This is a genomic window from Janthinobacterium sp. TPC_1 (assembly GCF_056037845.1).
Genome location: NZ_CP195157.1, coordinates 4,942,554 through 4,965,402, shown reverse-complemented (window position 1 = coordinate 4,965,402; position 22,849 = coordinate 4,942,554). Strand labels below are relative to the sequence as shown.

Below are 22,849 nucleotides of genomic sequence, written 5' to 3'. Positions count from 1 at the left end.
GCTGCGATAGTGTGCGGCTGTGTCGCCACGTTGGAATCTATCGTAAACAAAAGAAAGCGCTTGCGCAAGCGCTTTCTTTTTTGTGCGCGCCAATTTTTTAGGGAGACAAGCGAGGGTGAAGCGGAGAGGGGAGACGGTGGTGCATGGGGTCTGACCCGGCGGGCCAGACCCCAGTATTGACCTACTGAATCACCAGCTCGTGCAATTCGCCGGGAGAGTCCGGGAACAGTTTCACGACGGTGGAGGTGCGCGTGCCGTAGCCGGGCGTTTCGATGCAGACGGCGGACAGCACGCGCTCGAGGTCGAGCGGCACGCCCGTGTCCGGCAAGCGGAAGTCCGGTGCGCGCGTGGTGTCGGCCAGCATGTCAAAGTACGCTTCGTCGGGTGCGCCCTGGCACAGCAGGCTGGCGAACTGGGCCTTGGTCTTCAGCACCTTCGGCCACGGCGCGTCGAGCAGGGCGTTCGACAGGCCGTAGATGCCCGGCTCCAAGGGCTGGCCATTGCGCGCATCGCCGTCGCCCCGGTTGGAAAACCAGATCAGGGTGTCCGCGTCGCCCAGCACCAGGTTGAAACCGTTGTAGGCTTTGCAGCCGGGACGGATTTGCGCGATGTAGTCTTGCGGCGACATATTGCCGGCCAGGTAGTCGGCCACGAGGGCGCCGCGCGAGGGGGCGTCCGGGTTGCGTCTTGCGGGCTGCGGATATTCGTGATGGCGGCAAAGCGCGAGCTGCCGCTGCCGGCCTGGGTGATGCCCATCCAGCTGCCGCCCGCCTGCAGGTCGCGGCCCGCATACACTTGCGGGTGTTCGGGCCAGGCCCCGGCGGGGGCGCTGGCGCGTTCGTAGAATTCGTCGCGGTTGGCGGCGGCAATCAGCGGGATGTGCGGATTGACTTTCCAGGCAAAAACGATCAGGCACATGGGGGCAAATCCATGAACACTTCCGTATGGCGCGCGCCGGCCGTCAATGACAGCAAGCCCGCCTCATCGGCCGCGCTGGCCAGCAAGTCCGCAAAGCCTTCGCCGACGACGGGATAGATTTCCATCCACGTCTGCAAGCCATCCTTGGCCTCGGGACGGCGCTTCAGCTGCGGCGCCACGCCGGACGCGGCCGCCAGTTTCGCCTGCAAGGCGCGCACCCGGGCTTCCAGCGCCTGGGCGTGCTCTTCCTTGACCTGATAATAAATGTACAAATCTTTCATGGCATTCTCACAAGTCGAGTGCGTCGAGCACGTAAGGCATGGGCAGGAACTGCACGGCCGCACCCTGGGCCGAGCCGTAGCGCACGGCGCCGGCGGCGCTTGAACCTTCTTCGATTGCCCCCAGCTTCATTTCGACGAGGGCGTCGATGCCGCCCACGCCGTTCGGCGCCGCGTTGACGACCATGCCGCAAGGCTGCTCGGGGTCGCTGACGGCAAACAGTTCGCCGCCGGCCACGACGGATGCATCGGCGATGCTGACGAGGGTGGTGCGGCGCTTGAGCTTGCCCAGGTACTGGCTGCGCGCGACGATTTCCTGGCCCGGGTAGCAGCCTTTCTTGAAATTGACGCCGCCCAGCAGCTCGAAATTGACCATCTGCGGCACGAATTGCTCTTGCGTGGCGGCCGTGATTTGCGGGATGCCCGCGTGGATCTCGGACAGTTGCCAGGCGTCATTGCCGCCCTTGGCCAGTTTTTCCGCCAATTGCGGCCACACGTCGCGCGCCGTGGCGGCCGACGTCAGCCATTGATAGCGGGCGCTGCCGAAGGCATCGGCCACGCGCAGCAGGGTGCCCAGCGCGTGCTCGACCTTGCTGAACGGCGCGGCGGGCAGGGCGGGGAACCAAGCGGACAGGGCCGCGCCGGCTTGCGTGCCGCCGAGGCCCAGGACGACCTGGTTCGCTGCATCAAACGATGCATCGTGCAGCTTGGCCTTGGCGCGCAGCACGAACATTTGCAGCCGCTTCTGGATGGCCGGCTGTATGGCGCGCGGCAGTTGCAGATAAATGGTGGTGGCGTTGCGCCACATCAGGAAACTGGCCAGCAGGCGGCCTTTCGGCGTGCAGTAACCGGCCAGGCGTACTTGCTCCTGGTTCAGGTGTTCCACGTCGTTGGTCAGCTGGCCATGCAGGAAACTGGCCGCCTCGTCGCCGTTCAGGCCGATCAAGCCCTGGTCCGTGATGGCCGCGACAAAACCGTCTTGTAGCTGGGACACACTGTCAGGGACTGGCCGAAATCGGCAATAGGGACGGCGGCGATGGGGGAGGTGCCGTCAGGCGCGCCATCGATGGCAGCGGGGCGGGCGCCTTGGGCGGTTAAAAATTGATTCCAGTTATTCATAATTTCCATTAGATCAGCGATTAAGCATTATCATTACGGGTTCATTATAGTGATGTCGCGCAGATTGCGTCGGCAGCGGCAAGATTGCCAGTGTTGGCGCCGCTTTCCGCGCACTTGCTTCACAAATGAACGATCATAACAAGCGGACGTTGGCCATCAGCGTCCGCATCACAAGAATCGGAACAATGGCTTTCTTTAAAAAACTTGTAGTCAGCTCGGTCATCGCCGCCATCGGCGTCGGTGGTACTTTTGTGTACTGGGCGCAGCAGCCCATCACCACGGAAGGCGAAGCGATCCCGTTTACGATCGCGCCCGGCAGCGGCGCCCATGCGGCCGGCCAGCAGATCGCGGACGCGGGCGTGCCCATCGTGCCCATCCTGTTCAACATGCTGGCGCGCATCGAAGGCAAGACCTCGAAGATCAAGGCCGGTTCCTACGAGCTGAAGCCGGGCACGACGCCGCAGCGCCTGATCACGCAGCTGGCCCGCGGCGAGTTCGCGCAAGAGTCGCTGACCATCATCGAAGGCTGGACCTTCAGGCAGATGCGCATGGCCATGGCCAGCCATCCCGGCCTCAAGCACGACACCGTGGGCTTGTCCGACAAGGAACTGATGGCGAAGATCAGTCCGGAATATGTGCTGCCGGAAGGCTTGTTCTTCCCGGACACCTATCTGTTCGCCAAGGGCGCCAGCGAAATGCAGATTTTCAGGCAGGCGCACGCGGCCATGATCGGCCGCCTGTCCGAAGCGTGGGACAAGCGCGATCCGGCCTTGCCGTATAAAAACCCGTACGAGGCGCTGATCATGGCGTCCATCGTGGAAAAGGAGACGGGACAGAAATCCGAGCGGGCCATGATCGCCGGCGTGTTCGTCAACCGCCTCAAGACCGGCATGCTGCTGCAGACGGACCCGACCGTGATCTATGGCATGGGCGACAACTACCAGGGCAAGATCCGCAAACGCGACCTGGAAGCGGACACCCCGTACAATACCTACACGCGCGGCGGCTTGCCGCCCACGCCGATTGCCCTGGCTGGCGCGCAATCGCTGACGGCGGCGCTGGCCCCGGCGCGCACGCAGGCGCTGTATTTCGTCGCGCGCGGCGACGGCACCAGCCAGTTTTCGGCCAACCTGCCCGACCATAACCGCGCCGTGAACCAGTACCAGCGGTAATTTCACCTGATTAAGTAAGAAGTTTCATGACACAACACTATCAACCGCGCTTCATCACCTTCGAAGGCATCGATGGCGCGGGCAAGTCGACGCATATCGGCTTTGTGACCGACTACCTGCGACAGCGGAGCGTAAGCCTCGTCTCGTCGCGCGAACCGGGCGGCACCAGCCTGGGCGAAAAGCTGCGCGAACTGCTGCTGCATGAAAAGATGCACCTGGAAACTGAAGCCCTGCTGATGTTCGCCAGCCGCCGCGAACACATCGCGCAAGTCATCGCCCCCGCTTTGGCGCGGGGCGAGTGGGTCATTTCCGACCGCTTTACCGATGCCAGCTTCGCCTACCAGGGTGGCGGGCGCGGCATGGACTTGCGCAAGATGGAGCAACTGGAAGCGTGGGTGCATCCGCACCTGCAGCCAGACCTGACGTTCCTGTTCGACGTGCCCCTGGAGGTTGCCCGTGCCCGCCTGGACTCCACGCGCGAACTCGACAAGTTCGAGCAGGAGCGATCGGACTTCTTTGCCGCCACGCGCAACGAATACCTGCGCCGCGCCGCGCAGTTCCCCGAACGTTTCCGCATCATCGATTCCACGCAAAGCATTGCCGAGATCCAGGTGCAGCTGGCAAAGCTGCTTGATGTATTGCTTGAGAAAAGTGTTGCAACACGTTGATTGACAAAGAATAATATGACCAGTTCTCTCTATCCGTGGCAACAGGACGCCTGGCAGCAGTTGCAAGCCTTGCGCCCGCGCATGCCGCACGCCATTTTGTTCCATGGCGCGCAAGGCATCGGCAAGGCCGACTTCATCGAGCATTTCGCGCAAGCCTTGCTGTGCGAAGACGTGCGCGCCGACGGCCATGCCTGCGGCGCCTGCGCCTCGTGCGGCTGGTTTAGCCAGGGCAACCATCCCGATTACCGCCGCGTGCGGCCGGAAGCGCTGGAAGACGAGGTGGCCGACGACGGCGAAGAGGGCGAGGGCGCGAAGAAAAGCGCCAAGAGCAAGACGCCGTCGAAAGACATCAAGATCGAGCAGATCCGCAACCTGGCCGACTTCATGAACATTTCCACGCACCGGCAAGGCTTGCGCGTGGTGGTGCTGTACCCGGCCGAGGCGCTCAACACGCCCGCATCAAATGCCTTGCTGAAAACCCTGGAAGAGCCGCCGCCGGGCACCTTGTTCCTGCTGGCATCGAACAGCAGCCGGACCGTTTGCTGCCGACGATCTTGTCGCGCTGCAGGAAATTTGCCTTGCCCATGCCCAGCCACGAGCAAGCCTTGACCTGGCTCAAGGCCCAAGGCTTGAACGATGCGGACAGCTGGCTGCGCGAGCAGGGCGGCGCGCCGCTGGCTGCGCTGGCCCAGTCCGAATCGGGTGGCCGCGAGGAAACGGAACAATTGCTGCAAGTGCTGGCCAATCCGGGCGTGGAAGCGGCCCTGAAGGCGGCCGACAAATTGCAGAAGGCGCCGCTGGCGCCGCTGGTGGCCTCCTTGCAGCGCTGGCTGTACGACGTGTTTTCCGTCAAGCTGTCCGGCACCATCCGCTACTACCCGCGCCACCGGCGCGAGCTGGAAGCGCTGGCAGGCCGCATCAACGTCAGCCGTCTGATGGCCGCCATCAAGGCCGCGAACGAGCGCCGCGCGATTGCCGAGCACCCCTTGTCGCCCAAGCTGTTCCTGGAAGACATGTTGCTCGACTACGCATCAAGCTGCCAATAAAATCAAGTACTTGCATCGCCAAGTTAATCCGGATTGTCTGGTTCTTGGCGCGCTGGGAACTTAGCCGCAGGCGCGCGTGCAGCTGCGGTACTGCACTTCGCACGCTTGCTGGCGTTCGGCGCGCCGGGCGCGGAAGGCCTGGGCTTCGGTGGGGCGCAGCTGCTCCGCTTGCGCGTCGACATTCCTGCCGGCCGCGACGTAGGGATTGCTGCTGGGCTTCATCGACAAGATGGGGCTGCTATCGTTTTCCGTCGCGCCTTGCGCCTGCGCGCGGCAATCCTGGCGCGCCGAGGCGCAGACGGGCTGGCACAGGCCCGCATCGGCGGCAGGCTTGGGCAGGTCGCGCTTGTCCTGGGCATGCGCCGTCTGCGCCAGACAGGCCAGCAGTGTCAGTATCAGGGGACGGGCAACTTTCAACATGCAACACTCCAGGTATCCGCACGCCGCCCCATGGCTGCGCGCCGGCAAGCAACTATACATCTTGATAACGGTTTTGCCTATCGTCCATGTCTGATTGCCACCTCCCGGGCCCGGTGTTACAGTCAAGGAATTGGACAGCAACGGAGGCGTGCATGAAACGAGTCACTGGCATTGGCGGCATCTTTTTCCACGCGCAAGACCCGGCCGCCCTGCGCGCCTGGTATCAGCGCCACCTGGGCCTGGACGTGCAGCCGTGGGGCGGCGCCGCCTTCACCTGGACGGACGCCGACGGCAAACCCAGCGCCGGCACCACCATCTGGTCCGTCGCGGCCAGGGACAGCGAGCAATTCGCACCCGGCAAGGCCTCCTTCATGATCAACTACCGCGTCGACGACCTCGACGCGCTGCTGCAAGCCCTGCGCGACGAGGGCTGCAACGTGCTGGAAAAGGTGCCCGATTCCGAATATGGCCAGTTCGGCTGGGTCATCGATCCCGAGGGCAACAAGGTGGAGCTGTGGCAGCCGCCGGAGGGACAGTAGGTGAGGACTGAGGTTGGCTGCGGCGACAATCGGACGTCGCGCTAATTTTGAAGATGGAAAGGAATGTTATGTCAGTGGATGTACCTGAATCTTCAAAAGGTGACGTCGCCCATGCTCTAGTTAAGGCTGGGCTTTCTGTCGTTCCAATTGTAGGAGGGCCTGCGGTCGAAATCTTCCAATTATTAGTCCAGCCCCCTTTAGAGCGTCGCCGAACCGCTTGGATGGAGCAAGTAGGTAAGAGGCTTCTTGAACTGGAAGAGAATGGGGTGGATATCTCGAAATTGCAGGAAAATGACCAATTTATAACCGCCGTTATGTATGCTTCATCTGCGGCCATTCGTACTCATCAGCAAATAAAATTAGATGCCCTCAAAAATGCAATTATTCATATTGCGACCGGGGATGCGCCGGAGGAGGTGCTCCAACATCTTCTGTTAAGGTTCATTGATGAATTTTCAGAAATGCATTTTCGAATTCTTGCGTTTGCTCAGTCTCCAGTCGCACCGGATGGTATTTCTATTGGTAGTCTTGCTAATGTTTTGGAAGATAATATTCCGTCACTGCGTGGACAAAAAACATTATATAACCAATTGTGGAAAGACTTGTATGTTCGAGGCTTAGTGAGTGTCGAAGGACTAAATTCAACAATGAGCGGCAGTGGATTGTCGCAGAGTTGCACCTCACCGATTGGTGTGACACTTTTGAATTTTATTGCAGGGCCCTGAGGGCTATGCAAGGTGTTCCACTATCATATCGGTTGTTTTAATTTTTCTTTCACGCTTTCTTGCATAATAGGACTATCAAAAAAATGAAAGACAGGGTGCTTCCACCCGAAGTTGCATGGCATTATTCGTGGTGTAAGTCCCTCTTAATATCGCTCCACGCAAGTTCACGGACTTGCTGTGCTTTATCTACAAACTTTGTGAGGTATGGTAAGGGCGATTTAGGCTCGATCGGATGCGCATCGAATAGAGCATCCTCGACATCATCCATAATTGCCAATATTTCAGTAGTGTAAGGCTTGCTCTTGTCTAACATCATTCTTATTGAGGCCCGAGCAGTGGTCTTGCTGGTATGTAGCTCATTTGCTGCAGGTGATACTAAGAAGTTAGTGTCATCTATATTTTTAAGATAAAGTTGAGTGACGGAGCCGATATACTCTGCACAAAATGTCCGAAAATCTGTCGACCATGCTTGTCGGAAATTTGCTGTAGTACTACGAAGCTGAAGCTTTTGTAGTGCCTCTGTGCTCCTAATAGCATTTTTTTGATTTAGCCATGCTATTAGAACGGCTGATATTGCAACAACGAGGGGCGTCAGTACTGCAGAAATATAATCAGTTGGCGTGTCGATCTTTATCTCAATCGGCTGAGAAGGGACTCTTATTTCCGCAGTAACTATGGGCTTAGAGCTGGCCATCTTATCTTCTGTTTTGCTTGCCATTGCGGCAGTCGATGACGCTGTCGTCGCTGTTATGAGAGATTTTTGAGTATCGTGTTGCAGGATGGGGTTAGGCATGATATTAAAAAAGTAAAATTTAGGCATTCAGTGTAATGCAATAATTCTTGAACTGCAAAACATTTTCTCAAGTACATTAAGAATCTGAGTGATTTAAGATTTTTGAAAATTGCTAGTATGATTTTTTATTGTAAGGTGTGATTTCTCAAATGCTGAAATAATTTATACTTCCCTAGCTGCGTATTTTTCTCTTTTAGGGTAAACTGCTGCCCAAATCCGATAATCTACCGGCCGGCAAGCGACATATCGATGCCATTGCAGGGGTTTCCTTCTCCCTCCCTGCCAGATTCCGCTCCCTCCGGTACAATCCCACCTTATGTATATCGATTCCCATTGCCATATCAATTTCCCCGAGCTGGCTGCTCGCATGCCCGAGATTCTCGCCAAGATGGCCGAGAACAAGGTGACCCATGCCTTGTGCGTGTCCGTCGACCTGCCGGACTTCCCGCAGGTGCTGGCCCTGGCAGAACAGTATCCGCACATCTTTGCTTCCGTCGGCGTCCACCCCGATTACGAGGACACGCCTGAACCGTCCGTGGAAGACCTGGTTCGGCTGGCCGACCACCCGAAGATCATCGCCATCGGCGAGACTGGCCTCGACTATTTCCGCCTGACGGGCGACCTCGAATGGCAGCGCGAGCGTTTCCGCACGCATATCAAAGCTTCAAGAATCACCCGTAAACCCTTGATTATCCACACACGGGCGGCCAGCGAAGACACGATACGCATCATGCGCGAAGAGGGCGCGGGCGTGGCCGATGGCGGCGTGGCCGGCGTCATGCATTGCTTTACGGAATCCCTGGAAGTGGCGCGCGCCGCCATCGACATGGGTTTCTATATTTCGTTTTCCGGCATCGTCACGTTCAAGAGCGCCAGGGATTTGCAGGCCGTGGCGCTGGAAGTGCCGCTCGAGCGCATCCTCATCGAGACGGATTCGCCCTACCTGGCGCCCGTGCCGTTCCGCGGCCGCATGAACGAACCGGGCTATGTGGCCCACGTGGCCGAGTACCTGTCGACCCTGAAAGGCATCCCGCTGGATCAGGTAGCGAAACAGACGACGGATAATTTCTTCAAGTTATTCAATCAGTTGCCGTAACTTCTTAAGGTTGACTATGATGAAAAAACTCGCGCTGGCGATGCTGCTGTGCTGCGCTGGCAGCAGCTACGCGGCGCCGGAACCGGACGCCTTCTTCCGCGCCGTCTCCGTCAACAACGACAGCGGCGTGCGCAGCATGCTGGCTGACGGCATGAATCCGAACCAGCCCGATGCGCAGCGGGGCGACATACCGCTGGTGCTGGCCTTGCGCGACGATGCGGACAAGGTATTCAAGCTGCTGCTCGACGCCCCCGGCATCGATATCGAGGCCCGTTCGGCCAACGGCAACACGGCGCTGATGATGGCCGCATATAAACACAAGCTGGACGCGGTGAACGCCTTGCTGGCCAAGGGCGCCAAGGTCAACCAGAGCGGCTGGACGGCGCTCCACTACGCGGCCTCGGCCGGTGACTTGCCCATCGTGAAGATATTGCTCGACCGCGACGCCATGGTCGACGCGCGCGCGCCTGCCAATATCACGCCGCTGATGTTTGCCGCCCGCGAAGGGCAGGAGGGCGCCGTCAAGCTGCTGCTGTCCTGGGGCGCGGACGCCAGCCTGAAGAGCGACCATGGCTGGACGGCCGTGCAGTTTGCCCAGGCCGGCGACAAGCCGGGCGTGGTTGCCATCATCGAAGCGGCGCAAAAGGCGCGCGCTGCCAGAAAGTAGTCTTTGTATTAATATTTTTCATGCCAGCGCCAAAACTGGCATGGAATTGCCTCTCACCTCAGCCCTTTGTTCTCCCTGGCGATTAACGATAATGATCGTGTCGCATTAATCAGGAGATTTTTCGCATGGGCCATTCCACCACCGTCAGGCGCCGGCTGTATTGTCGCCGCCCCGCGCGCAGCCCGTGCGATATCACTGCTTTCTGGAATGACAAAACCGATCGGCCATCGGAGCCAGACTCCAAGAGGACAGACATGCTGAATGAACGAGAAATCGAGAGTTGTTACCTGGGGCAATTTATCCCCGTCCATTACCACCACAATATGTTGATGGACCAGAACCGCATGCACGGGTTCAAGTCGGCGATCGATTACGCGGTGAAACCCGGCATGAAGGTACTGGAGCTGGGCGGCGGCACGGGCGTGCTGTCGTGGTTTGCGGCCGCGCGCGCCGACAAGGTCTGGTGCGTGGAGTTCAATCCGGACATGGTCAAGGAAGCGCGCAAGATGCTGGCGCTCAATCCCAACGGTGAAAAGGTGGAAGTCGTCCACGCGGACGCCTTCGAATACCTGCCGCCCGAGCCCGTCGACGTGGTCATCTGCGAAATGATCCATGTCGGCATGCTGCGCGAAAAGCAGGTGGAAGTGATCGAATCGTTCAAGCGCCGCTACCTGGCCCGCTTCGGCGGCCCGTTGCCCATCTTCCTGCCCGAAGCCGTCATCATGGCCGTGCAGCCGATGCAGCAGGAATACGATTTCGAGGGCTTTTATGCGCCCATCGTGCAATTCCAGGAAACCACGGCCATCCATCCGGGCGTGCTGGAACTGGCGCCGCCGTCCGTCTACAGCATCATCGACTTCAGCCAGCCGACGGACAGCGTGTTCGGTTTCGACGGCAAGTTCGTCGTCGAGCGCAGCGGCACCTTGAATGCCCTGCGTTTCGTCACCAAGAACATCCTGGCCGTGGTGCCCGAGCGCTCGTCCACCATCGACTGGCTGAACCATTACATGTGCTTGCCGCTGGCCACGCCGGTGGCCGTGAAGGCGGGCGACGTGCTGCAAGTGAGCTTCCAGTACCGCGCGGGTGGCTCGATCCCTTCGCTGGAAGCGTCGATCCGCGCGCAGGTCATCTATGACGTCAACCTGCAGCCTGCCACGCAGAACGCCGTCTACGCCTGAGTATCATTGATGTAAAGGCAACGCCGCAGCGATTTCGTCCTGCGGCGTTTGTCCATTCAGGGTATATTCCGTCTTTTACCCACTGGACAGTTTTACTATCATGGAACAGATCGATCAGCGTTACCTCGTGCAACAGAATAAAATCAGCGACGGCGAGACCAAACCGCCCGTGTTTGCCAAGGTAATGCGCAGCAAGGAAGGCGTGTTTGAAGGCGTATCCTTCATCAAGTCGAAGGACAAGGCCTCCATCCTGACCATCGAAGAGGCCAACCAGGCCATCAAATGGGCCGCCAACAAGAAGCCGAATGCGCATGAATACGTCACGAAAGTGATTTGCGTCGGCCAGTAAGCCCCGTCCATTCCCGTTTTTGCACCGTTCATCCCCGCATTGTGCAGTTCATCGCATGGCCGTTGCCGCCGTGGCGGCGCGTTACTATAGTGGTGTCACGGTAGCGGGGCAAGCACGGCTTGCTCCGCACATTTCATTTGAGGGGGAACGCGATGCTGGGATTCGTGCTGTGGCTGCTGCTCTTGCTGGTGTGCTGGCCCCTGGCCTTGCTGGCGCTCGTGCTGTATCCGCTGGCCTGGCTGCTGTTGCTGCCATTCCGTTTGATCGGCATCGGCGTGGAAGGCGTGTTCGAATTGCTGCGCGCCATCGTCATGCTGCCGGCCCGCGTGCTGGGCGGCGGGCGGCACTGAACTGGATTTCTGGATTTCCCATAAAAAATGGCGCCCTCGGCGCCATTTTTGTTTGCTGTGCCGCTTACAGGTCGACCATGAAACCGGCGCCGATCGACTTTTGCGAATAGTTGTAGTCGATCAAGCTCTGGCCATAGCCGGAAAACAGTTGCAGATAGCCTTTCAGGTTGGCTTTCAATGGGAAAGCCCAGCTGGCCTGCATGGAACCATGCTTCTTGCTGAAATTGCGGCGCGCCGTCACGGCATACTCGTGCCCCTTGTTGCGGTAGCTTACGCGCAAGTCGCCATGGCCCATGTAATCGGTGATGTCGATATTGTCATTGTCGGTCGCGCTATTGTCGAGGCGGTGCCAGACGCGGCCCGTGATCGCCAGGTTGTCTTTTTCCACGCCCAGTTCCGCATACACGCGGTTCCAGCTGCGCGACAGGGTCGAGGTCTGGCCATTCGACTGGTGCACCAGGCCCAGGTTCAGGTAATTGAATTCCAGGCCCGCGAAATTCTTGTTGATCGGCAAGATCAGCATCAGTTCCGGCTGGTAATTGGTCTCGCGGAAGGGGCTTGATGCCTTGCGGTTATACGCCTGCCAGAAACTTTGCTGCGTATAGCCGAACCACATGTCGATGGGCGTGCCGGCGATGTCTTCCAGCAGCTTCATCTTGAAGCTCAGCTGGAAGGTCAGTTCCACATGCTGGCTCTTGATGCCGCCCGGCGTGAAATCCTGGAATGGTTCATCGTTCGAGGCGTCGCTGTAATTGGCCAGCAGCAAATAAGTGTCGCGGTGCGGGCGGAAGTTGAACAGGCCGCGCTTCGAGGCGTCGTTCAGTTCCCACGATTGCTGGGTGCGCGAAATCGGTGCTTCCGGCGGCGCCGCGCGCCAGCCTGCGCGATGGCGGGAATGGCGGCGTTGACGGCGTCCGGCGTAGCCACGCCCGGCGGGCTGACAAACGTGAGGGGGGCGACCTCGGCGGCTGCTGCCAGGGTGACGGCAGCCGTGGCAGGGTCGCCGCCAGCGGCGATGGTGGCTTTTTCCGCCGCCTTGGCCAGGGTGTCGAAGCAGCCCAGGCGGGCGCTGGCGTCACCGAGCACGGCGCAACGCTGCATTTGCTGTTCCAGTTCGCCGGCCATGGCCAGCGCTGGCGACGCCAGCAGGGAGGAGAGGATTATTTTTCTTAGTTGGATGGTCATAGGCTGAGTGGGGCATGTCATTCGGTGCGCACCTGGGCTGCATGCCGGCGGCGTCGCCTTGCACGATAAATCACCGTGCGTCTTGATCCTGATTAATCTTTGTTGGATTAATAGTTTTGAAAGTATAGCGGAATACCTCGATTGCCCCGTGCGCCAGCCGTGCGCGGGGGGAACAGTGTTGTACGCATGGTAAAAACTAGTCCCCCGTGCCGTCCAAATCGATGTCTGCTACACTGGAAAACCGGTGCAAACACTGGCGTGCCGGGCTAGCCATGGAGATTGTGATGACCCGCAAAACACCTATCGAGCGCTACCGCAACATTGGCATCAGCGCCCATATCGACGCCGGCAAGACCACCACCACCGAGCGCATCCTGTTTTATACGGGGGTCAATCACAAGATCGGCGAAGTGCACAATGGCGCCGCCACCATGGACTGGATGGAGCAGGAGCAGGAACGGGGCATCACCATCACCTCGGCCGCCACCACGGCCTTCTGGAAAGGCATGGCCGGCAACTTCCCCGAACACCGCATCAACATCATCGACACGCCCGGCCACGTGGATTTTACGATCGAGGTCGAGCGCTCGATGCGCGTGCTCGACGGCGCCGTGATGGTCTATGACGCCGTCGGCGGCGTGCAGCCGCAATCGGAAACCGTCTGGCGCCAGGCCAACAAATACCACGTGCCACGCATCGCCTTCATCAACAAGATGGACCGGGTGGGCGCGGATTTCTTGCGCGTGCGCAAGCAGATTGCCGAGCGCCTGAAGGGCGTGGCCGTGCCCATCCAGCTGCCCATCGGCGCGGAAGAGCACTTCACGGGCGTCATCGACTTGCTGAAAATGCGCGCCATCACCTGGGACGACGCCAGCCAGGGCGTGCAGTTCAGCTATGGCGAGATTCCCGCCAGCTTGCAGGCGCAGGCGCAGGAATGGCATGAGCATATGGTCGAGCACGCGGCCGAGGCCAGCACGGAGATGACGGAACGCTACCTGAATGGCGACACGTTCACGGAAGCGGAACTCAAGCAGGCCTTGCGCGCGCGCACCATCCGCAATGAAATCGTGCCCATGCTGTGCGGCAGCGCCTTCAAGAACAAGGGCGTGCAGGCGATGCTGGACGCCGTCATCGAATACCTGCCGTCGCCGCTGGAAGTGCCGCCCATCATGGGCCACGACGAGCACGACAAGGAAGTGGAGCGCCATCCGGCCGACGACGAGCATTTTTCCGCGCTGGCCTTCAAGATCATGACGGACCCGTTCGTGGGGCAATTGACCTTCTTCCGCGTGTATTCGGGCGTGGTGAACTCGGGCGACATGGTCTACAACCCCACCAAGAGCGCGCGCGAGCGGCTGGGGCGCATCCTGCAGATGCATGCGAACGAGCGCAAGGAAATCAAGGAAGTGTATGCGGGCGACATCGCCGCCGCCGTGGGCCTGAAAGCCGTCACCACGGGCGACACCCTGTGCGCCATCGACCACATCATCGTGCTGGAAAAGATGATCTTCCCGGAACCCGTGATTTCCCAGGCCGTCGAACCGAAGACCAAGCCGGACCAGGAAAAGATGGGCATCGCCCTGAACCGCCTGGCGCAGGAAGACCCGTCGTTCAGGGTGCATACGGACGAGGAATCGGGCCAGACCATCATGTCGGGCATGGGAGAACTGCACCTGGAAATTCTGGTCGACCGCATGCGGCGCGAATTCGGCGTGGAAGCGAACGTGGGCAAGCCCCAGGTGGCATACCGCGAAACCATCACGCGCACGGTGGACGATATCGAGGGCAAATTCGTCAAGCAATCGGGCGGACGGGGCCAGTACGGCCACGTGGTGCTGAAACTCGAACCGCTGGAGCCGGGCACGGGCTATCAGTTCGTCGACGCCATCAAGGGCGGCGTGGTGCCGCGCGAATTCATTCCCGCCGTCGACAAGGGCATCGCCGAAACCCTGAAAGCGGGCGTGCTGGCCGGCTACCCGGTCGTCGACGTCAAGGCGACATTGACGTTCGGCTCCTACCACGACGTCGATTCGAATGAAAACGCCTTTCGCATGGCCGGCTCCATCGCCTTCAAGGATGGCATGCGCAAAGCGTCGCCCGTGCTGCTGGAACCGATGATGCAGGTGGAGGCGGAAACGCCGGAAGAATTCATGGGCAACGTCATGGGCGATTTGACGGCCCGGCGGGGCATGGTGCAGGGCGTGGACGACATCCCCGGCGGCGCGGGGCGCATCGTCAAGGCCCTGGTGCCGCTGGCGGAAATGTTCGGTTACTCGACAACCTTGCGTTCATTGACCCAGGGCCGCGCCACGTACACGATGGAATTCAAGCATTATGCGGCCGTGCCCAAGCATATACTGGACCAGGTGGCCGCGGCGGGGAAGGCGAAGTAAATGTCATCAAACCCGAATGGCAAATGCCGGGGTCGTACCCTGCAGGGTACGACCCCAGTCGTCGCAGTTGGGTCTAGTGTGCGAGGTTTTGCGCAATGATGGCGTCCGCCATCTTCTCCGCCTCGTCCACGGGCTGGCTCAGCGCCTCGGTCGTGTAGACGGTCGATGCCGCCATCGGCTGGTCCAGCGTTGCCCCTTCGCCGTGGCTGGTGTCGACCGTCACCGTCGTCGACAGGCCGATGCGCAGCGGGTGGGCGGCCAGTTCCTTCGGGTCCAGGGTTATGCGCACGGGCACGCGCTGCACCACCTTGATCCAGTTGCCCGTGGCATTTTGCGCCGGCAACAGCGAAAACGCGCTGCCCGTGCCGGCCGACATGCCCAGCACCTTGCCGTGGTACACCACCTTGCTGCCATATAAATCCGTTTCGATCGTGGCCGCCTGGCCGACACGGATATTGCGCAATTCGGACTCCTTGAAGTTCGCATCGACCCATAATTGATCGAGCGGCACGATAGACATCAGCGGCGTGCCCGGCGTCACGTGCGTGCCCAGCTGCACGCTGCGCTTGGCGACATAGCCCGAGACGGGCGCGACGACTGCGTTGCGGCGCACGGCCAGCCACGCCTGCAGCATGTCGCCACGGGCCGACAGCACGGCCGGATGGCTGGCCAGGCTGACGCCGGCCACGCCCGATTTGGCGGATTCGGCCTGGCGCTGCGCCACCATCAAGGCCGCTTTCGCGTCATCGACGGCCTGTTTCGCATGGACAAGGTCTTCGCCCGAGATCGTGTGATCCGCCGCCAGCGGCGCGCGGCGAGAAAGGTTGCCCTGCGCCGTGGCCAGCGCCAGGCGGCGCTGCTCGATGACGGCGTCGTACTGCGCCACGCTGGCATAGCGTTCGCGCTCCTGGCGCACGACGTTGCCCAGCCGTGCCTGCGCCTGGCTCAGGGCCAGGTCCGCATCGATGGCGTTCAGCGTGATCAGCGGGTCGCCCGCCTTGACCATTTGCGTCTCGTCGGCGCGGATGGCGTCGACATTGCCCGTCACTTGCGCGGACAGCGTGACGAGGTTGCCGCCCACATAGGCGTTGTCCGTGACTTCTTCCCTGGCCAGCACTAATTGATAATAAGCTGCCCAGGCCGCGCCCGCCACGACAAAGGCGGCCGTGATGGCGATCAGGACGGCCTTGCGCTTGCCGGGGTTGTCGGTGGGTGCGGAGGCGGTGCTTGCTGTGGTTTCACTGCTCATGATGTGTTCCGTAATCGATGGTTATTGTTTGGCGGTACTGGCGCTGGCGGAAAAATCGCTGCTGCCCCGGTAGCCGCCGCCCAGCGCCACGGTCAGGCCGATTTCCGCGTCCTGGCGCTGGTTTTGCAGCTGCATGCCCAGGTCCACCTGGCCGCGCACGGTCATTTCCGCGTTCAGTTGGGTGGCGCGGTCGGCCAGGCCTTGCTTGAGCCGCGCATTCGCATTGCGCAACTGGGCTTCGCTGGCGCGCAGGTTTTCCTGCTGCAGCCGCAGCTGGTTTTCCACGCCTTGCACCCTGGCGCCAGCCTGCGCCACGTCGCGCACGACATTGAAGACATTCTGGTTGTAGTCGGCGATCAGCTCGTTGCGTTCGCTGCGCGCGCCGGCAAGCTGGGCCTGCAGGCGGCCGCTGTCGAACAGGGGCAGCGACAGGGCCGGGCCGATGAACAGGGTGCGGCTGCCCGATTGCAGCAGCTTGCCCAGCCTGATCGCATCGAGGCCGAACGAGGCCCCCAGGTCGATATCGGGGTAGAACGACGCCTGCGCCGCCTCGATCTTGCTCATGGCCGCCTGTACCCGCCAGCGGGCCGCCTGCAAATCTGGCCGGCGTGCCAGCAATTCCATGCCCAGCTTGCCGGGCAGCGCATGCGGCAGCGGCTGCGCCTGTTTCGGCTGCAGGCTGGCCAAGGCCGAGCTGTCGCCGCCGACGAGGGCGCGCAAGGCTTCGCGTTCCGTGACGACCTGCGTTTCCAGCAGGGCGATCTGCTGTTGCAGCAGACTCAAACGCGTTTGCGCGGACAGATGGTCGTCGCTGACGCCGAGGCCGTTGGCGATGCGTTTTTCCTTGTCCAGCACCAGCAGCTGTTGCAGTTGCACCAGCGCATGCAGGTTGTCCATGCGTGCCCAGCCGTTTTGCATACTGAAATAGTGGCGGGCGATCTCGGCCGCCAGCATCTGTTCCGCCATCGCGTATTCGGCGCGCCGCGCATTGACTTCACCGAGGCTGGCGGCGATCTGGGCCTTGTGCTTGCCCCACCAGTCGAGGTCGTAATGGGCTTGCACGCCCACCGTGATTTCATTGTAGTAATTGCCGCCGATGGGGGCGGGCATCAGGCCATTGCCCGAATAGCGCTGGCGGTTGGCGTTCGCGCCCAGGTCTACCCTGGGGCCGCGCTCCGCATGCTGTGCGTCAAACGCGGACAGGGCCGAGCCGATGCGGGCATTCGCCACCGCCAGGTTCGGGCTGGCGGCCAGCGCCTGTTCGATCAGCTGGTCCAGCTGATCGTCCTGGAACTGGCGCCACCACTGGGCGGCGGGCCAGCCTTCGCTGGCCAGGTGGATGTCGGCCGCCAGTTGCACGGTGGCCAGGTCTTGCTGCGGCAACTGTTGCGTGTCGGGCGCCATGCTGGCGCAGCCGGCCAGGGATAGACTGAGCGCCAATATGCGCAGGGAGAGTTTCATCGGTGTGTGCATGAGGGTTATTCCATGGCCGCGTGGTCGACGACGACGGGCGCATTCTTCTTTGGTGGTTTGATCAGGAGCAAGAGCGGCAGCACGAGGATGGTCAGCCACATCATCAGCCAGAAGTCGTCGAGGTAGGCGATCATCGACGCCTGCCGCGTGATTTCGCCATTCAGCGCCGCCATGCCCGTGCTCGTGCCCAGGTCGAACACCTGGGCGATGCCGGGGTCATGCAGGGCAGGGTTGGCAATATTGATGTGTTCCGTCAGGGACGCATGGGCGATCTGCGTATTGCGCACCAACAAGGTTTGCACGAGGGCGATGCCGATGCTGCTGCCGATGTTGCGCACCAGGCTGTAAATCGCCGTGCCTTCCGCCCGCATCTGCGGCGACAGGGTGGCGAACGTGGCCGCGCTCAGCGGCACGAAGACGAGGCCCAGGCCGATGCCCTGGATGATGCCGTTCCACACGACCGTCTTCGGCACCAGGTCCAGGGTGAAATTGGCCATCTGCCACAGCGAAAACGCGGTGATCGAAAAGCCCACTCCCAGCAGGATGCGCGTATCGATCTTGCCCGTGAGCTTGCCGACGATTAGCATGGCCAGCATCGTGCCCAGGCCGCTGGGCGCCGTCACCAGGCCGGCAATGGCCGCCGGATAGTTCATCAAGCCTTGCAGCATCGACGGCGTCAGCGCGCGGGTGGCGAACAGCACCATGCCGACGATGAAGATGAACAGCAAGCCGCTCACATAGTTCGAATTCTTCAGCAGGCGGTAGTCGAGGAAGGACTTGCCGGCCGGACGCAGGGCCGTGTGGGCGATGAAATAACAGAGGCTCATGGCCAGCACGATGGCTTCGATCCACGTTTCCGTGGAATAAAACCAGTCGTTCTGCTCGCCCCGGTCCAGCAGCATCTGCAGCGCGCCGATGGACAGGCTCAGGGTGGCAAAGCCGAACATATCGAAATTCATGCGGCGGTTGGGCGGGTCCTTGCGGATATAGCGCCAGATGCCATAGAAGGCCATGGCGCCGATGGGGATGTTGATGAAGAAGACCCAGCGCCAGCTGTAGCTGTCCGTCAGCCAGCCGCCCCCAGTGTCGGGCCCAGGACGGGGCCGATCATCACGCCCATGCCCCAGATGGCCATGGCCGAGCCGTGCTTTTCGCGCGGATTGATATCGAGCAAGACCGCCTGCGACAGCGGCACCAGCGCCGCGCCGAACACGCCTTGCAGCAAACGGGCGGCAACGATCTCGGACAGGGTGCCGGACAGGCCGCACAGCACGGAGGCGAGCGTAAAGCCGGCCACGGAGACGAGAAAGGTGTTTTTCTGGCCGAAACGGTCGCACAGCCAGCCCGTCAGGGGCGTGGCGATGGCGGCGGCAACGATGAACGAGGTCAGTACCCAGGTGATCTGGTCTTGCGAGGCGGAAAGGCTGCCCTGCATGTGGGGCAGGGCGACGTTGGCGATGGTGCCGTCGAGCGCCTGGATGATGGTGGCAAGCATGATCGAAATCGTGATCATGCGCCGGTTCAGCGTGGGGTCTTGCGAGGCTGGAAGGGCCGCTGCCGTCACGGAAGTCACGCAAACTTCTCCGTGGCAGCCTGCAGGCCTTCGAGCAGTTCGGTGGCGGCACGCAGTTGATCGGGGTCAATGCCCTGCAGCAGCTCCTTGCGGAAGCCGTCCGCTTCCTTGCGCACGGTGTCATACACTTGCAGGCCCGCCTCGGTCAGCACGACGAGTTTCACGCGGCGGTCCGTTGCCGACGGCTGGCGCTGCACGAAGCCCGATTTCACGAGCCGGTCCAGCATCGACACCATGGTGGGGTTTTCCACGCCCAACTGGTGCGCCAGCTCGCTTTGCGAGGGCGGCTGCGGCGATTTGGCGATCATGGCGATGCACATCCAGCTTGCTTGCCCCAGGTCCAGGTCTTTCAGGCGCCGGTCGATCGCATGGCGCCAGCCGCGCGCCGTCTTGTGGAGCGCGGCGGAAAAGCGCTCTTCGATAGAAATCATAAGGTGAGTCGTCTAATGGTTAGGTGTCTAACTAATATTTTAGCATGCCTCTTTGGCAGGCGTACAGGCCTTCCCGTTTGTCTACGCCGCTGTTACATTAACAGTCAGCCCACCACCATCAGGAGACAGCATGACGACGGAAAAACAGAAGCAGGACGGCCAGCACCGCGACAGCAGCGACTTTGTCATCACGCAAACTTTCGACGCGCCGCGCGAACTGGTGTTCCAGTCGTGGGTGGAGCCGGAACGCCTGGCCCAATGGTGGGGCCCCGTCGGCTTCGAATTGAGCGTGCTGGCGCTGGACTTGCAGCCCGGCGGTGTCTTCCACTACGGCATGCGCGCCGACAATGGCTATGAGATGTGGGGCAAGTTCACTTACCAGGCCATCGAAGCGCCTGAACGCATCGTTTCGATTTTGTCGTTCGCCGACAAGCAGGGTAATGCCGTGCAGCATCCGGTCAGCGCGACTTGGCCATTGGAATCGTTCAATGTCATGACCCTCACCGAGGAAAACGGCAAGACGACGATGACCTTGCGGTCGACGCCGCACAAGGCGACGGATGAGCAGCATCGGACTTTTGTGGAAGGGCATGAGTCGATGACGCAGGGGTTCAAGGCTACCTTCGCCCAGCTGGCGCAGTACCTAGCGCGTGTTCAGTAAGTTTGTATTGAATGGCGGGCCAGAGCCGCGGGCCTGAGAAAATGTCCATGGCTGCGTTGCTTGGGCTCGCCGTACATGCGTACTGTCTTCGCCCGCGCGCCTTGCCCTGGCCATTTTTCAGGCCCGCTGGGCCCGGGGAGCCTTGGTTTGGGGCGGGGGTGAGTTCTTGCTGTCGTTGCCAGTTTTGATGAATCTACTAAGGAATCAGATGTCGAATAGATAGTATATGTGCCAACGCTAGGCGGTCTTGGCACGTTCGAGGTACTATTGATAAAAGCACGCTTTACGTACGATGCTTATTATTGGGAGAAACAAATTTCCTCCGTAGTACAAAACCTTACTCGTGCAGGCATGTTCAGTAATCTAAGGCCTGGAGATGCGGTCGTTCTACAGAATATTCTTAGATTTCTGAGCCAGGATGCTGATGGCCGATATTGGTTAAAGAGCGTAAATGGAATAAAAATCACCCCATCTGGGCGATACGATTTTGTAACCATGTCAGATGGAATTGTCCGTGTGGCACGGCAGAATAGCAACTTTGATTACTCAACGCATCTTGGGCTTAGCGGAGGTAATGATGTGGCTTATGCTGGGTCGATTCGTTTTGCGAATAACATGGGCCCAAAGCGCGGAACTATTGTTCACTGGAAGAATGACTCTGGTCATTATCAACCATCGGAAACAATGGCATGTTATGCCAAGTTGCCTCTTGGGCTATTTCTGAAATATTGAAGGTCGGAGGTTTGTATGAATAACCAAACTAAACTTGAAACCAAGCTCAAAAGTTTAGCATCGGAGGATGCTGCAAGTTATCTTATGGAGACTTTCCCAATAGAAGCTGAGAACTACGGGGAAGCTTTTAAAGTTATGGGCCATCGTTCATGGAAGAAAAATGATCAATTGCGCTTGGCTCGCTTTTACCTCAAGAAAATCCCATTCGCCAACTCGAAACCATATGAAGTATTTGCTTCATTCATGTCTTTGCCAAATTTAATTTCCGTCGTGAAGGAAGTTGTAACAAATAAGCCCAATGATTCTGATTTGCTCGTTTATTATGTGGCGCCAGTTTTAAAGCATAGTATTAAAACGGAAAAGGATCGCAGTCTTGTTGAAAAATTTATAGTTGAATTAAATTCCAGGCCACGAGTGGTGATCGAAATGGGTGACGGACAATCTCAGTCGGTAAGTTCGCGGCCTTCATTTGCAATGATGAGCGATAATTCGCTGAAGCGATGATTGTTGTAGGACAGGTTTTTGATAAAGACCTTTGCTTCATCCCATGAAAGGTTTTGAACTACATGTCCACTATTGCAACCTTCCAAGTAAACGACGGGAGGACGGTGCGTGGCGCACTTATCGTCATCGAACGCAGTGGTTTGCATGAACAACTCGTACCAGTGGCCATCATCGGCATCAAAGTAAAAGCCATATGATTCGCCGTCCCGATAAATATCTGCGTCCCAAATTTTCACTACTCTCATGCTGGAAACTTTCGTTCTGACGCTAAACGCTATTCCTTCTAATTGTAACTGATCACATAGCACATGCGGGGTGAGGTTTGCGGCGGATGATGCCCCATTTACGGCAGCTTTCCACCCACTATCCCCAGCATCTCCCGCACCACCGGCAAAATCATCCCCCAAGCATTCGACGTCGCCGCAATCTCGTCATAATGGCTGGCGCCAGGCAAGATCAGCACTTCCGCATGGTCGCCGGCCTTGAGCGCCCTGGCCGCATAGTCATGCGCGACGCGGGGAGGGGAGATGGTGTCCAATTCTCCCGTGGCAAGCACGGTGCGGCTGCCGTTGGGGATCAGGTCGGCGGCGTTGGTGTCGCTGTAGATGTCGGGGCGGTCAGTGCTGGCGCTGCCTGCCAGTTGCGCGATGTCGCGTTCGCAGCTGGTCTTGATCAAGTCTTTCTCGTGGCGCAGGTCGGCCAGGCCGCCCAGGCTCAGGATATTTTTGATCGGCAGATACTGTTCGCGGTACAGGGGGCTGGTCTTGGGCAGCTTTTCCCTGCCGGCGATCCATTGCACCAGCTGGCCGCCGGCCGAGTGGCCCATGGCGACGATGCGGCGCGTGTCGATCTGGTACCGGGGCGCGTGCTGCTGCAGGCTGTCGAGCGCCGCGTGTATGTCTTCGTAGGTGCCCGGATAGCCGCCGCCTGGCTCGTCCACGCGCCGGTATTCCACATTCCACACGGCAATACCTTGCGCGACGAGGGCGCCGGCCACGTTGCGCATCTGTTTGATGCCGCCGAAGGCCACCGTCCAGCAGCCGCCATGAACGAGCACGACGACGGGGAACGGGCCGCTGCCTTCGGGCTGGAACAGCTGCGCGTATTGCGATGGCGCGGGGCCATAGGCGATCTGCGCCGTGGGGGCGGGGCCGTTCAGGGCCAGGTAGTCGTCCAGGCTCATGGGGACGGCGACGGCGCCTTGGGCGGAGGTGAGCAGGGCGGTGGCGATCAGGGAAGACGGCAAGGAGGTAGGCATGCTGGGATTCGCTTGAGAAGAGAGCAACACTGTAGCATAGGGCCGCGTGGCGGCAGAGATCAAGCGGCATGC

At 60.0% G+C, this 22,849-nt stretch carries 24 protein-coding genes and 3 pseudogenes; 15 read left to right on the top strand and 12 right to left on the bottom strand.

Annotated elements, in window-relative coordinates:
* Nucleotides 1-181 precede the first annotated feature (181 nt).
* The 3 genes and pseudogenes from ACQVLG_RS24155 to ygfZ form a co-directional block, all read right to left on the bottom strand.
* A pseudogene (locus tag ACQVLG_RS24155) lies at nucleotides 182-918 on the bottom strand (NRDE family protein).
* Nucleotides 909-1,199 carry a DUF4936 family protein gene (locus ACQVLG_RS24150; RefSeq protein ID WP_474291325.1) on the bottom strand — a complete coding sequence of 97 codons (291 nt, stop codon included), beginning with the start codon at nucleotides 1,197-1,199 and terminating at the stop codon, nucleotides 909-911. The pseudogene ACQVLG_RS24155 and the gene ACQVLG_RS24150 overlap by 10 nt, the downstream one beginning before the upstream one ends.
* Nucleotides 1,200-1,206: 7 nt before the next feature.
* Entirely contained in the window at nucleotides 1,207-2,190 is a 984-nt protein-coding gene (gene ygfZ, locus ACQVLG_RS24145; RefSeq protein WP_474291323.1) for a CAF17-like 4Fe-4S cluster assembly/insertion protein YgfZ, read from the bottom strand.
* A gap of 310 nt (nucleotides 2,191-2,500) precedes the next feature.
* On the opposite strand from ygfZ, the gene mltG reads away from it, so the two are divergent.
* The 3 genes and pseudogenes from mltG to ACQVLG_RS24130 all read left to right on the top strand — a co-directional run bounded on the left by mltG (nucleotide 2,501) and on the right by ACQVLG_RS24130 (nucleotide 5,201).
* Nucleotides 2,501-3,487 carry an endolytic transglycosylase MltG gene (mltG, locus tag ACQVLG_RS24140; protein ID WP_230537616.1) on the top strand — a complete coding sequence of 329 codons (987 nt, stop codon included), beginning with the start codon at nucleotides 2,501-2,503 and terminating at the stop codon, nucleotides 3,485-3,487.
* Nucleotides 3,488-3,513: 26 nt separating this feature from the next.
* Complete coding sequence (gene tmk / locus ACQVLG_RS24135) at nucleotides 3,514-4,155, top strand: dTMP kinase (RefSeq protein ID WP_474291321.1); 642 nt, start codon at nucleotides 3,514-3,516, stop codon at nucleotides 4,153-4,155.
* Nucleotides 4,156-4,170: 15 nt separating this feature from the next.
* Nucleotides 4,171-5,201: pseudogene (locus ACQVLG_RS24130) on the top strand (DNA polymerase III subunit delta').
* 60 nt (nucleotides 5,202-5,261) lie between these two features.
* On the opposite strand, the gene ACQVLG_RS24125 reads toward ACQVLG_RS24130, so the two are convergent.
* A complete protein-coding gene (locus tag ACQVLG_RS24125; protein WP_230537619.1) occupies nucleotides 5,262-5,621 on the bottom strand; it encodes a hypothetical protein in 360 nt (119 codons plus the stop codon).
* A 152-nt stretch (nucleotides 5,622-5,773) separates the two neighbouring features.
* Here ACQVLG_RS24125 and ACQVLG_RS24120 point away from each other — a divergent pair, with 152 nt between their 5' ends.
* Complete coding sequence (locus ACQVLG_RS24120; protein WP_474291318.1) at nucleotides 5,774-6,160, top strand: VOC family protein; 387 nt, start codon at nucleotides 5,774-5,776, stop codon at nucleotides 6,158-6,160.
* Nucleotides 6,161-6,228: 68 nt separating this feature from the next.
* Entirely contained in the window at nucleotides 6,229-6,885 is a 657-nt protein-coding gene (locus tag ACQVLG_RS24115) for a hypothetical protein (protein WP_474291316.1), read from the top strand.
* Nucleotides 6,886-7,006: 121 nt separating this feature from the next.
* On the opposite strand, the gene ACQVLG_RS24110 is transcribed toward ACQVLG_RS24115, so the two are convergent.
* Nucleotides 7,007-7,678: a hypothetical protein gene (locus tag ACQVLG_RS24110; RefSeq protein ID WP_474291314.1), complete on the bottom strand. Its 672-nt coding sequence runs from the start codon at nucleotides 7,676-7,678 to the stop codon at nucleotides 7,007-7,009.
* A 316-nt stretch (nucleotides 7,679-7,994) separates the two neighbouring features.
* On the opposite strand from ACQVLG_RS24110, the gene ACQVLG_RS24105 reads away from it, so the two are divergent.
* The 5 genes from ACQVLG_RS24105 (at nucleotide 7,995) to ACQVLG_RS24085 (ending at nucleotide 11,318) form a co-directional block, all read left to right on the top strand.
* Nucleotides 7,995-8,774, top strand: a complete 780-nt coding sequence (locus tag ACQVLG_RS24105; protein WP_474291312.1) for a TatD family hydrolase — start codon at nucleotides 7,995-7,997, stop codon at nucleotides 8,772-8,774.
* A gap of 16 nt (nucleotides 8,775-8,790) precedes the next feature.
* Complete coding sequence (locus ACQVLG_RS24100; RefSeq protein WP_474291310.1) at nucleotides 8,791-9,441, top strand: ankyrin repeat domain-containing protein; 651 nt, start codon at nucleotides 8,791-8,793, stop codon at nucleotides 9,439-9,441.
* Nucleotides 9,442-9,695: 254 nt separating this feature from the next.
* Entirely contained in the window at nucleotides 9,696-10,619 is a 924-nt protein-coding gene (locus ACQVLG_RS24095; RefSeq protein ID WP_474291308.1) for a class I SAM-dependent methyltransferase, read from the top strand.
* A 100-nt stretch (nucleotides 10,620-10,719) separates the two neighbouring features.
* A complete protein-coding gene (locus ACQVLG_RS24090) occupies nucleotides 10,720-10,968 on the top strand; it encodes a hypothetical protein (protein ID WP_230537624.1) in 249 nt (82 codons plus the stop codon).
* A 152-nt stretch (nucleotides 10,969-11,120) separates the two neighbouring features.
* Nucleotides 11,121-11,318: a hypothetical protein gene (locus ACQVLG_RS24085; RefSeq protein ID WP_070218341.1), complete on the top strand. Its 198-nt coding sequence runs from the start codon at nucleotides 11,121-11,123 to the stop codon at nucleotides 11,316-11,318.
* A gap of 64 nt (nucleotides 11,319-11,382) precedes the next feature.
* Here ACQVLG_RS24085 and ACQVLG_RS24080 read toward each other — a convergent pair whose 3' ends face one another.
* Complete coding sequence (locus tag ACQVLG_RS24080; protein ID WP_474295783.1) at nucleotides 11,383-12,117, bottom strand: phospholipase A; 735 nt, start codon at nucleotides 12,115-12,117, stop codon at nucleotides 11,383-11,385.
* 20 nt (nucleotides 12,118-12,137) lie between these two features.
* On the bottom strand, nucleotides 12,138-12,503 hold the full coding sequence (locus tag ACQVLG_RS24075) for a hypothetical protein (protein WP_474291306.1): 366 nt from the start codon (nucleotides 12,501-12,503) through the stop codon (nucleotides 12,138-12,140).
* Nucleotides 12,504-12,787: 284 nt separating this feature from the next.
* On the opposite strand from ACQVLG_RS24075, the gene fusA reads away from it, so the two are divergent.
* Complete coding sequence (gene fusA / locus ACQVLG_RS24070; RefSeq protein ID WP_474291304.1) at nucleotides 12,788-14,896, top strand: elongation factor G; 2,109 nt, start codon at nucleotides 12,788-12,790, stop codon at nucleotides 14,894-14,896.
* Between the two features lie 73 nt (nucleotides 14,897-14,969).
* On the opposite strand, the gene ACQVLG_RS24065 is transcribed toward fusA, so the two are convergent.
* From ACQVLG_RS24065 to ACQVLG_RS24050, 4 genes and pseudogenes are all read right to left on the bottom strand, one after another.
* On the bottom strand, nucleotides 14,970-16,145 hold the full coding sequence (locus ACQVLG_RS24065; protein WP_474291303.1) for an EmrA/EmrK family multidrug efflux transporter periplasmic adaptor subunit: 1,176 nt from the start codon (nucleotides 16,143-16,145) through the stop codon (nucleotides 14,970-14,972).
* Between the two features lie 21 nt (nucleotides 16,146-16,166).
* Nucleotides 16,167-17,606, bottom strand: coding sequence for an efflux transporter outer membrane subunit (locus tag ACQVLG_RS24060; RefSeq protein WP_474291301.1), 1,440 nt, complete (start codon nucleotides 17,604-17,606; stop codon nucleotides 16,167-16,169).
* A 17-nt stretch (nucleotides 17,607-17,623) separates the two neighbouring features.
* A pseudogene (locus tag ACQVLG_RS24055) lies at nucleotides 17,624-19,131 on the bottom strand (DHA2 family efflux MFS transporter permease subunit).
* Between the two features lie 56 nt (nucleotides 19,132-19,187).
* Nucleotides 19,188-19,622: a MarR family winged helix-turn-helix transcriptional regulator gene (locus ACQVLG_RS24050; protein WP_230537629.1), complete on the bottom strand. Its 435-nt coding sequence runs from the start codon at nucleotides 19,620-19,622 to the stop codon at nucleotides 19,188-19,190.
* A gap of 130 nt (nucleotides 19,623-19,752) precedes the next feature.
* On the opposite strand from ACQVLG_RS24050, the gene ACQVLG_RS24045 reads away from it, so the two are divergent.
* From ACQVLG_RS24045 to ACQVLG_RS24030, 4 genes are all read left to right on the top strand, one after another.
* Nucleotides 19,753-20,283 (top strand): SRPBCC family protein, encoded by a 531-nt coding sequence (locus ACQVLG_RS24045; protein ID WP_474291300.1) that lies wholly within the window; start codon nucleotides 19,753-19,755, stop codon nucleotides 20,281-20,283.
* 267 nt (nucleotides 20,284-20,550) lie between these two features.
* The gene (locus ACQVLG_RS24040) at nucleotides 20,551-21,015 is read left to right on the top strand and encodes a hypothetical protein (protein WP_474291298.1); all 465 of its coding nucleotides are present in this window, start codon (nucleotides 20,551-20,553) and stop codon (nucleotides 21,013-21,015) included.
* A gap of 15 nt (nucleotides 21,016-21,030) precedes the next feature.
* Nucleotides 21,031-21,519, top strand: coding sequence for a hypothetical protein (locus ACQVLG_RS24035; RefSeq protein ID WP_474291297.1), 489 nt, complete (start codon nucleotides 21,031-21,033; stop codon nucleotides 21,517-21,519).
* Between the two features lie 62 nt (nucleotides 21,520-21,581).
* Entirely contained in the window at nucleotides 21,582-21,716 is a 135-nt protein-coding gene (locus tag ACQVLG_RS24030; RefSeq protein ID WP_474291296.1) for a hypothetical protein, read from the top strand.
* A 146-nt stretch (nucleotides 21,717-21,862) separates the two neighbouring features.
* On the opposite strand, the gene ACQVLG_RS24025 is transcribed toward ACQVLG_RS24030, so the two are convergent.
* Nucleotides 21,863-22,777, bottom strand: coding sequence for an alpha/beta hydrolase (locus ACQVLG_RS24025; RefSeq protein WP_474291295.1), 915 nt, complete (start codon nucleotides 22,775-22,777; stop codon nucleotides 21,863-21,865).
* Nucleotides 22,778-22,849 lie beyond the last annotated feature (72 nt).

Coding starts and splice junctions, on each gene's coding strand:
- ACQVLG_RS24150 (WP_474291325.1), bottom strand. CDS start 1,199: ATGAAAGATTTGTACATTTATTATCAGGTCAAGGAAGAGCACGCCCAG.
- mltG (WP_230537616.1), top strand. CDS start 2,501: ATGGCTTTCTTTAAAAAACTTGTAGTCAGCTCGGTCATCGCCGCCATC.
- tmk (WP_474291321.1), top strand. CDS start 3,514: ATGACACAACACTATCAACCGCGCTTCATCACCTTCGAAGGCATCGAT.
- ACQVLG_RS24125 (WP_230537619.1), bottom strand. CDS start 5,621: ATGTTGAAAGTTGCCCGTCCCCTGATACTGACACTGCTGGCCTGTCTG.
- ACQVLG_RS24120 (WP_474291318.1), top strand. CDS start 5,774: ATGAAACGAGTCACTGGCATTGGCGGCATCTTTTTCCACGCGCAAGAC.
- ACQVLG_RS24115 (WP_474291316.1), top strand. CDS start 6,229: ATGTCAGTGGATGTACCTGAATCTTCAAAAGGTGACGTCGCCCATGCT.
- ACQVLG_RS24110 (WP_474291314.1), bottom strand. CDS start 7,678: ATGCCTAACCCCATCCTGCAACACGATACTCAAAAATCTCTCATAACA.
- ACQVLG_RS24105 (WP_474291312.1), top strand. CDS start 7,995: ATGTATATCGATTCCCATTGCCATATCAATTTCCCCGAGCTGGCTGCT.
- ACQVLG_RS24100 (WP_474291310.1), top strand. CDS start 8,791: ATGATGAAAAAACTCGCGCTGGCGATGCTGCTGTGCTGCGCTGGCAGC.
- ACQVLG_RS24095 (WP_474291308.1), top strand. CDS start 9,696: ATGCTGAATGAACGAGAAATCGAGAGTTGTTACCTGGGGCAATTTATC.
- ACQVLG_RS24090 (WP_230537624.1), top strand. CDS start 10,720: ATGGAACAGATCGATCAGCGTTACCTCGTGCAACAGAATAAAATCAGC.
- ACQVLG_RS24085 (WP_070218341.1), top strand. CDS start 11,121: ATGCTGGGATTCGTGCTGTGGCTGCTGCTCTTGCTGGTGTGCTGGCCC.
- ACQVLG_RS24075 (WP_474291306.1), bottom strand. CDS start 12,503: ATGACCATCCAACTAAGAAAAATAATCCTCTCCTCCCTGCTGGCGTCG.
- fusA (WP_474291304.1), top strand. CDS start 12,788: ATGACCCGCAAAACACCTATCGAGCGCTACCGCAACATTGGCATCAGC.
- ACQVLG_RS24065 (WP_474291303.1), bottom strand. CDS start 16,145: ATGAGCAGTGAAACCACAGCAAGCACCGCCTCCGCACCCACCGACAAC.
- ACQVLG_RS24060 (WP_474291301.1), bottom strand. CDS start 17,606: ATGAAACTCTCCCTGCGCATATTGGCGCTCAGTCTATCCCTGGCCGGC.
- ACQVLG_RS24050 (WP_230537629.1), bottom strand. CDS start 19,622: ATGATTTCTATCGAAGAGCGCTTTTCCGCCGCGCTCCACAAGACGGCG.
- ACQVLG_RS24045 (WP_474291300.1), top strand. CDS start 19,753: ATGACGACGGAAAAACAGAAGCAGGACGGCCAGCACCGCGACAGCAGC.
- ACQVLG_RS24035 (WP_474291297.1), top strand. CDS start 21,031: ATGAATAACCAAACTAAACTTGAAACCAAGCTCAAAAGTTTAGCATCG.
- ACQVLG_RS24030 (WP_474291296.1), top strand. CDS start 21,582: ATGTCCACTATTGCAACCTTCCAAGTAAACGACGGGAGGACGGTGCGT.
- ACQVLG_RS24025 (WP_474291295.1), bottom strand. CDS start 22,777: ATGCCTACCTCCTTGCCGTCTTCCCTGATCGCCACCGCCCTGCTCACC.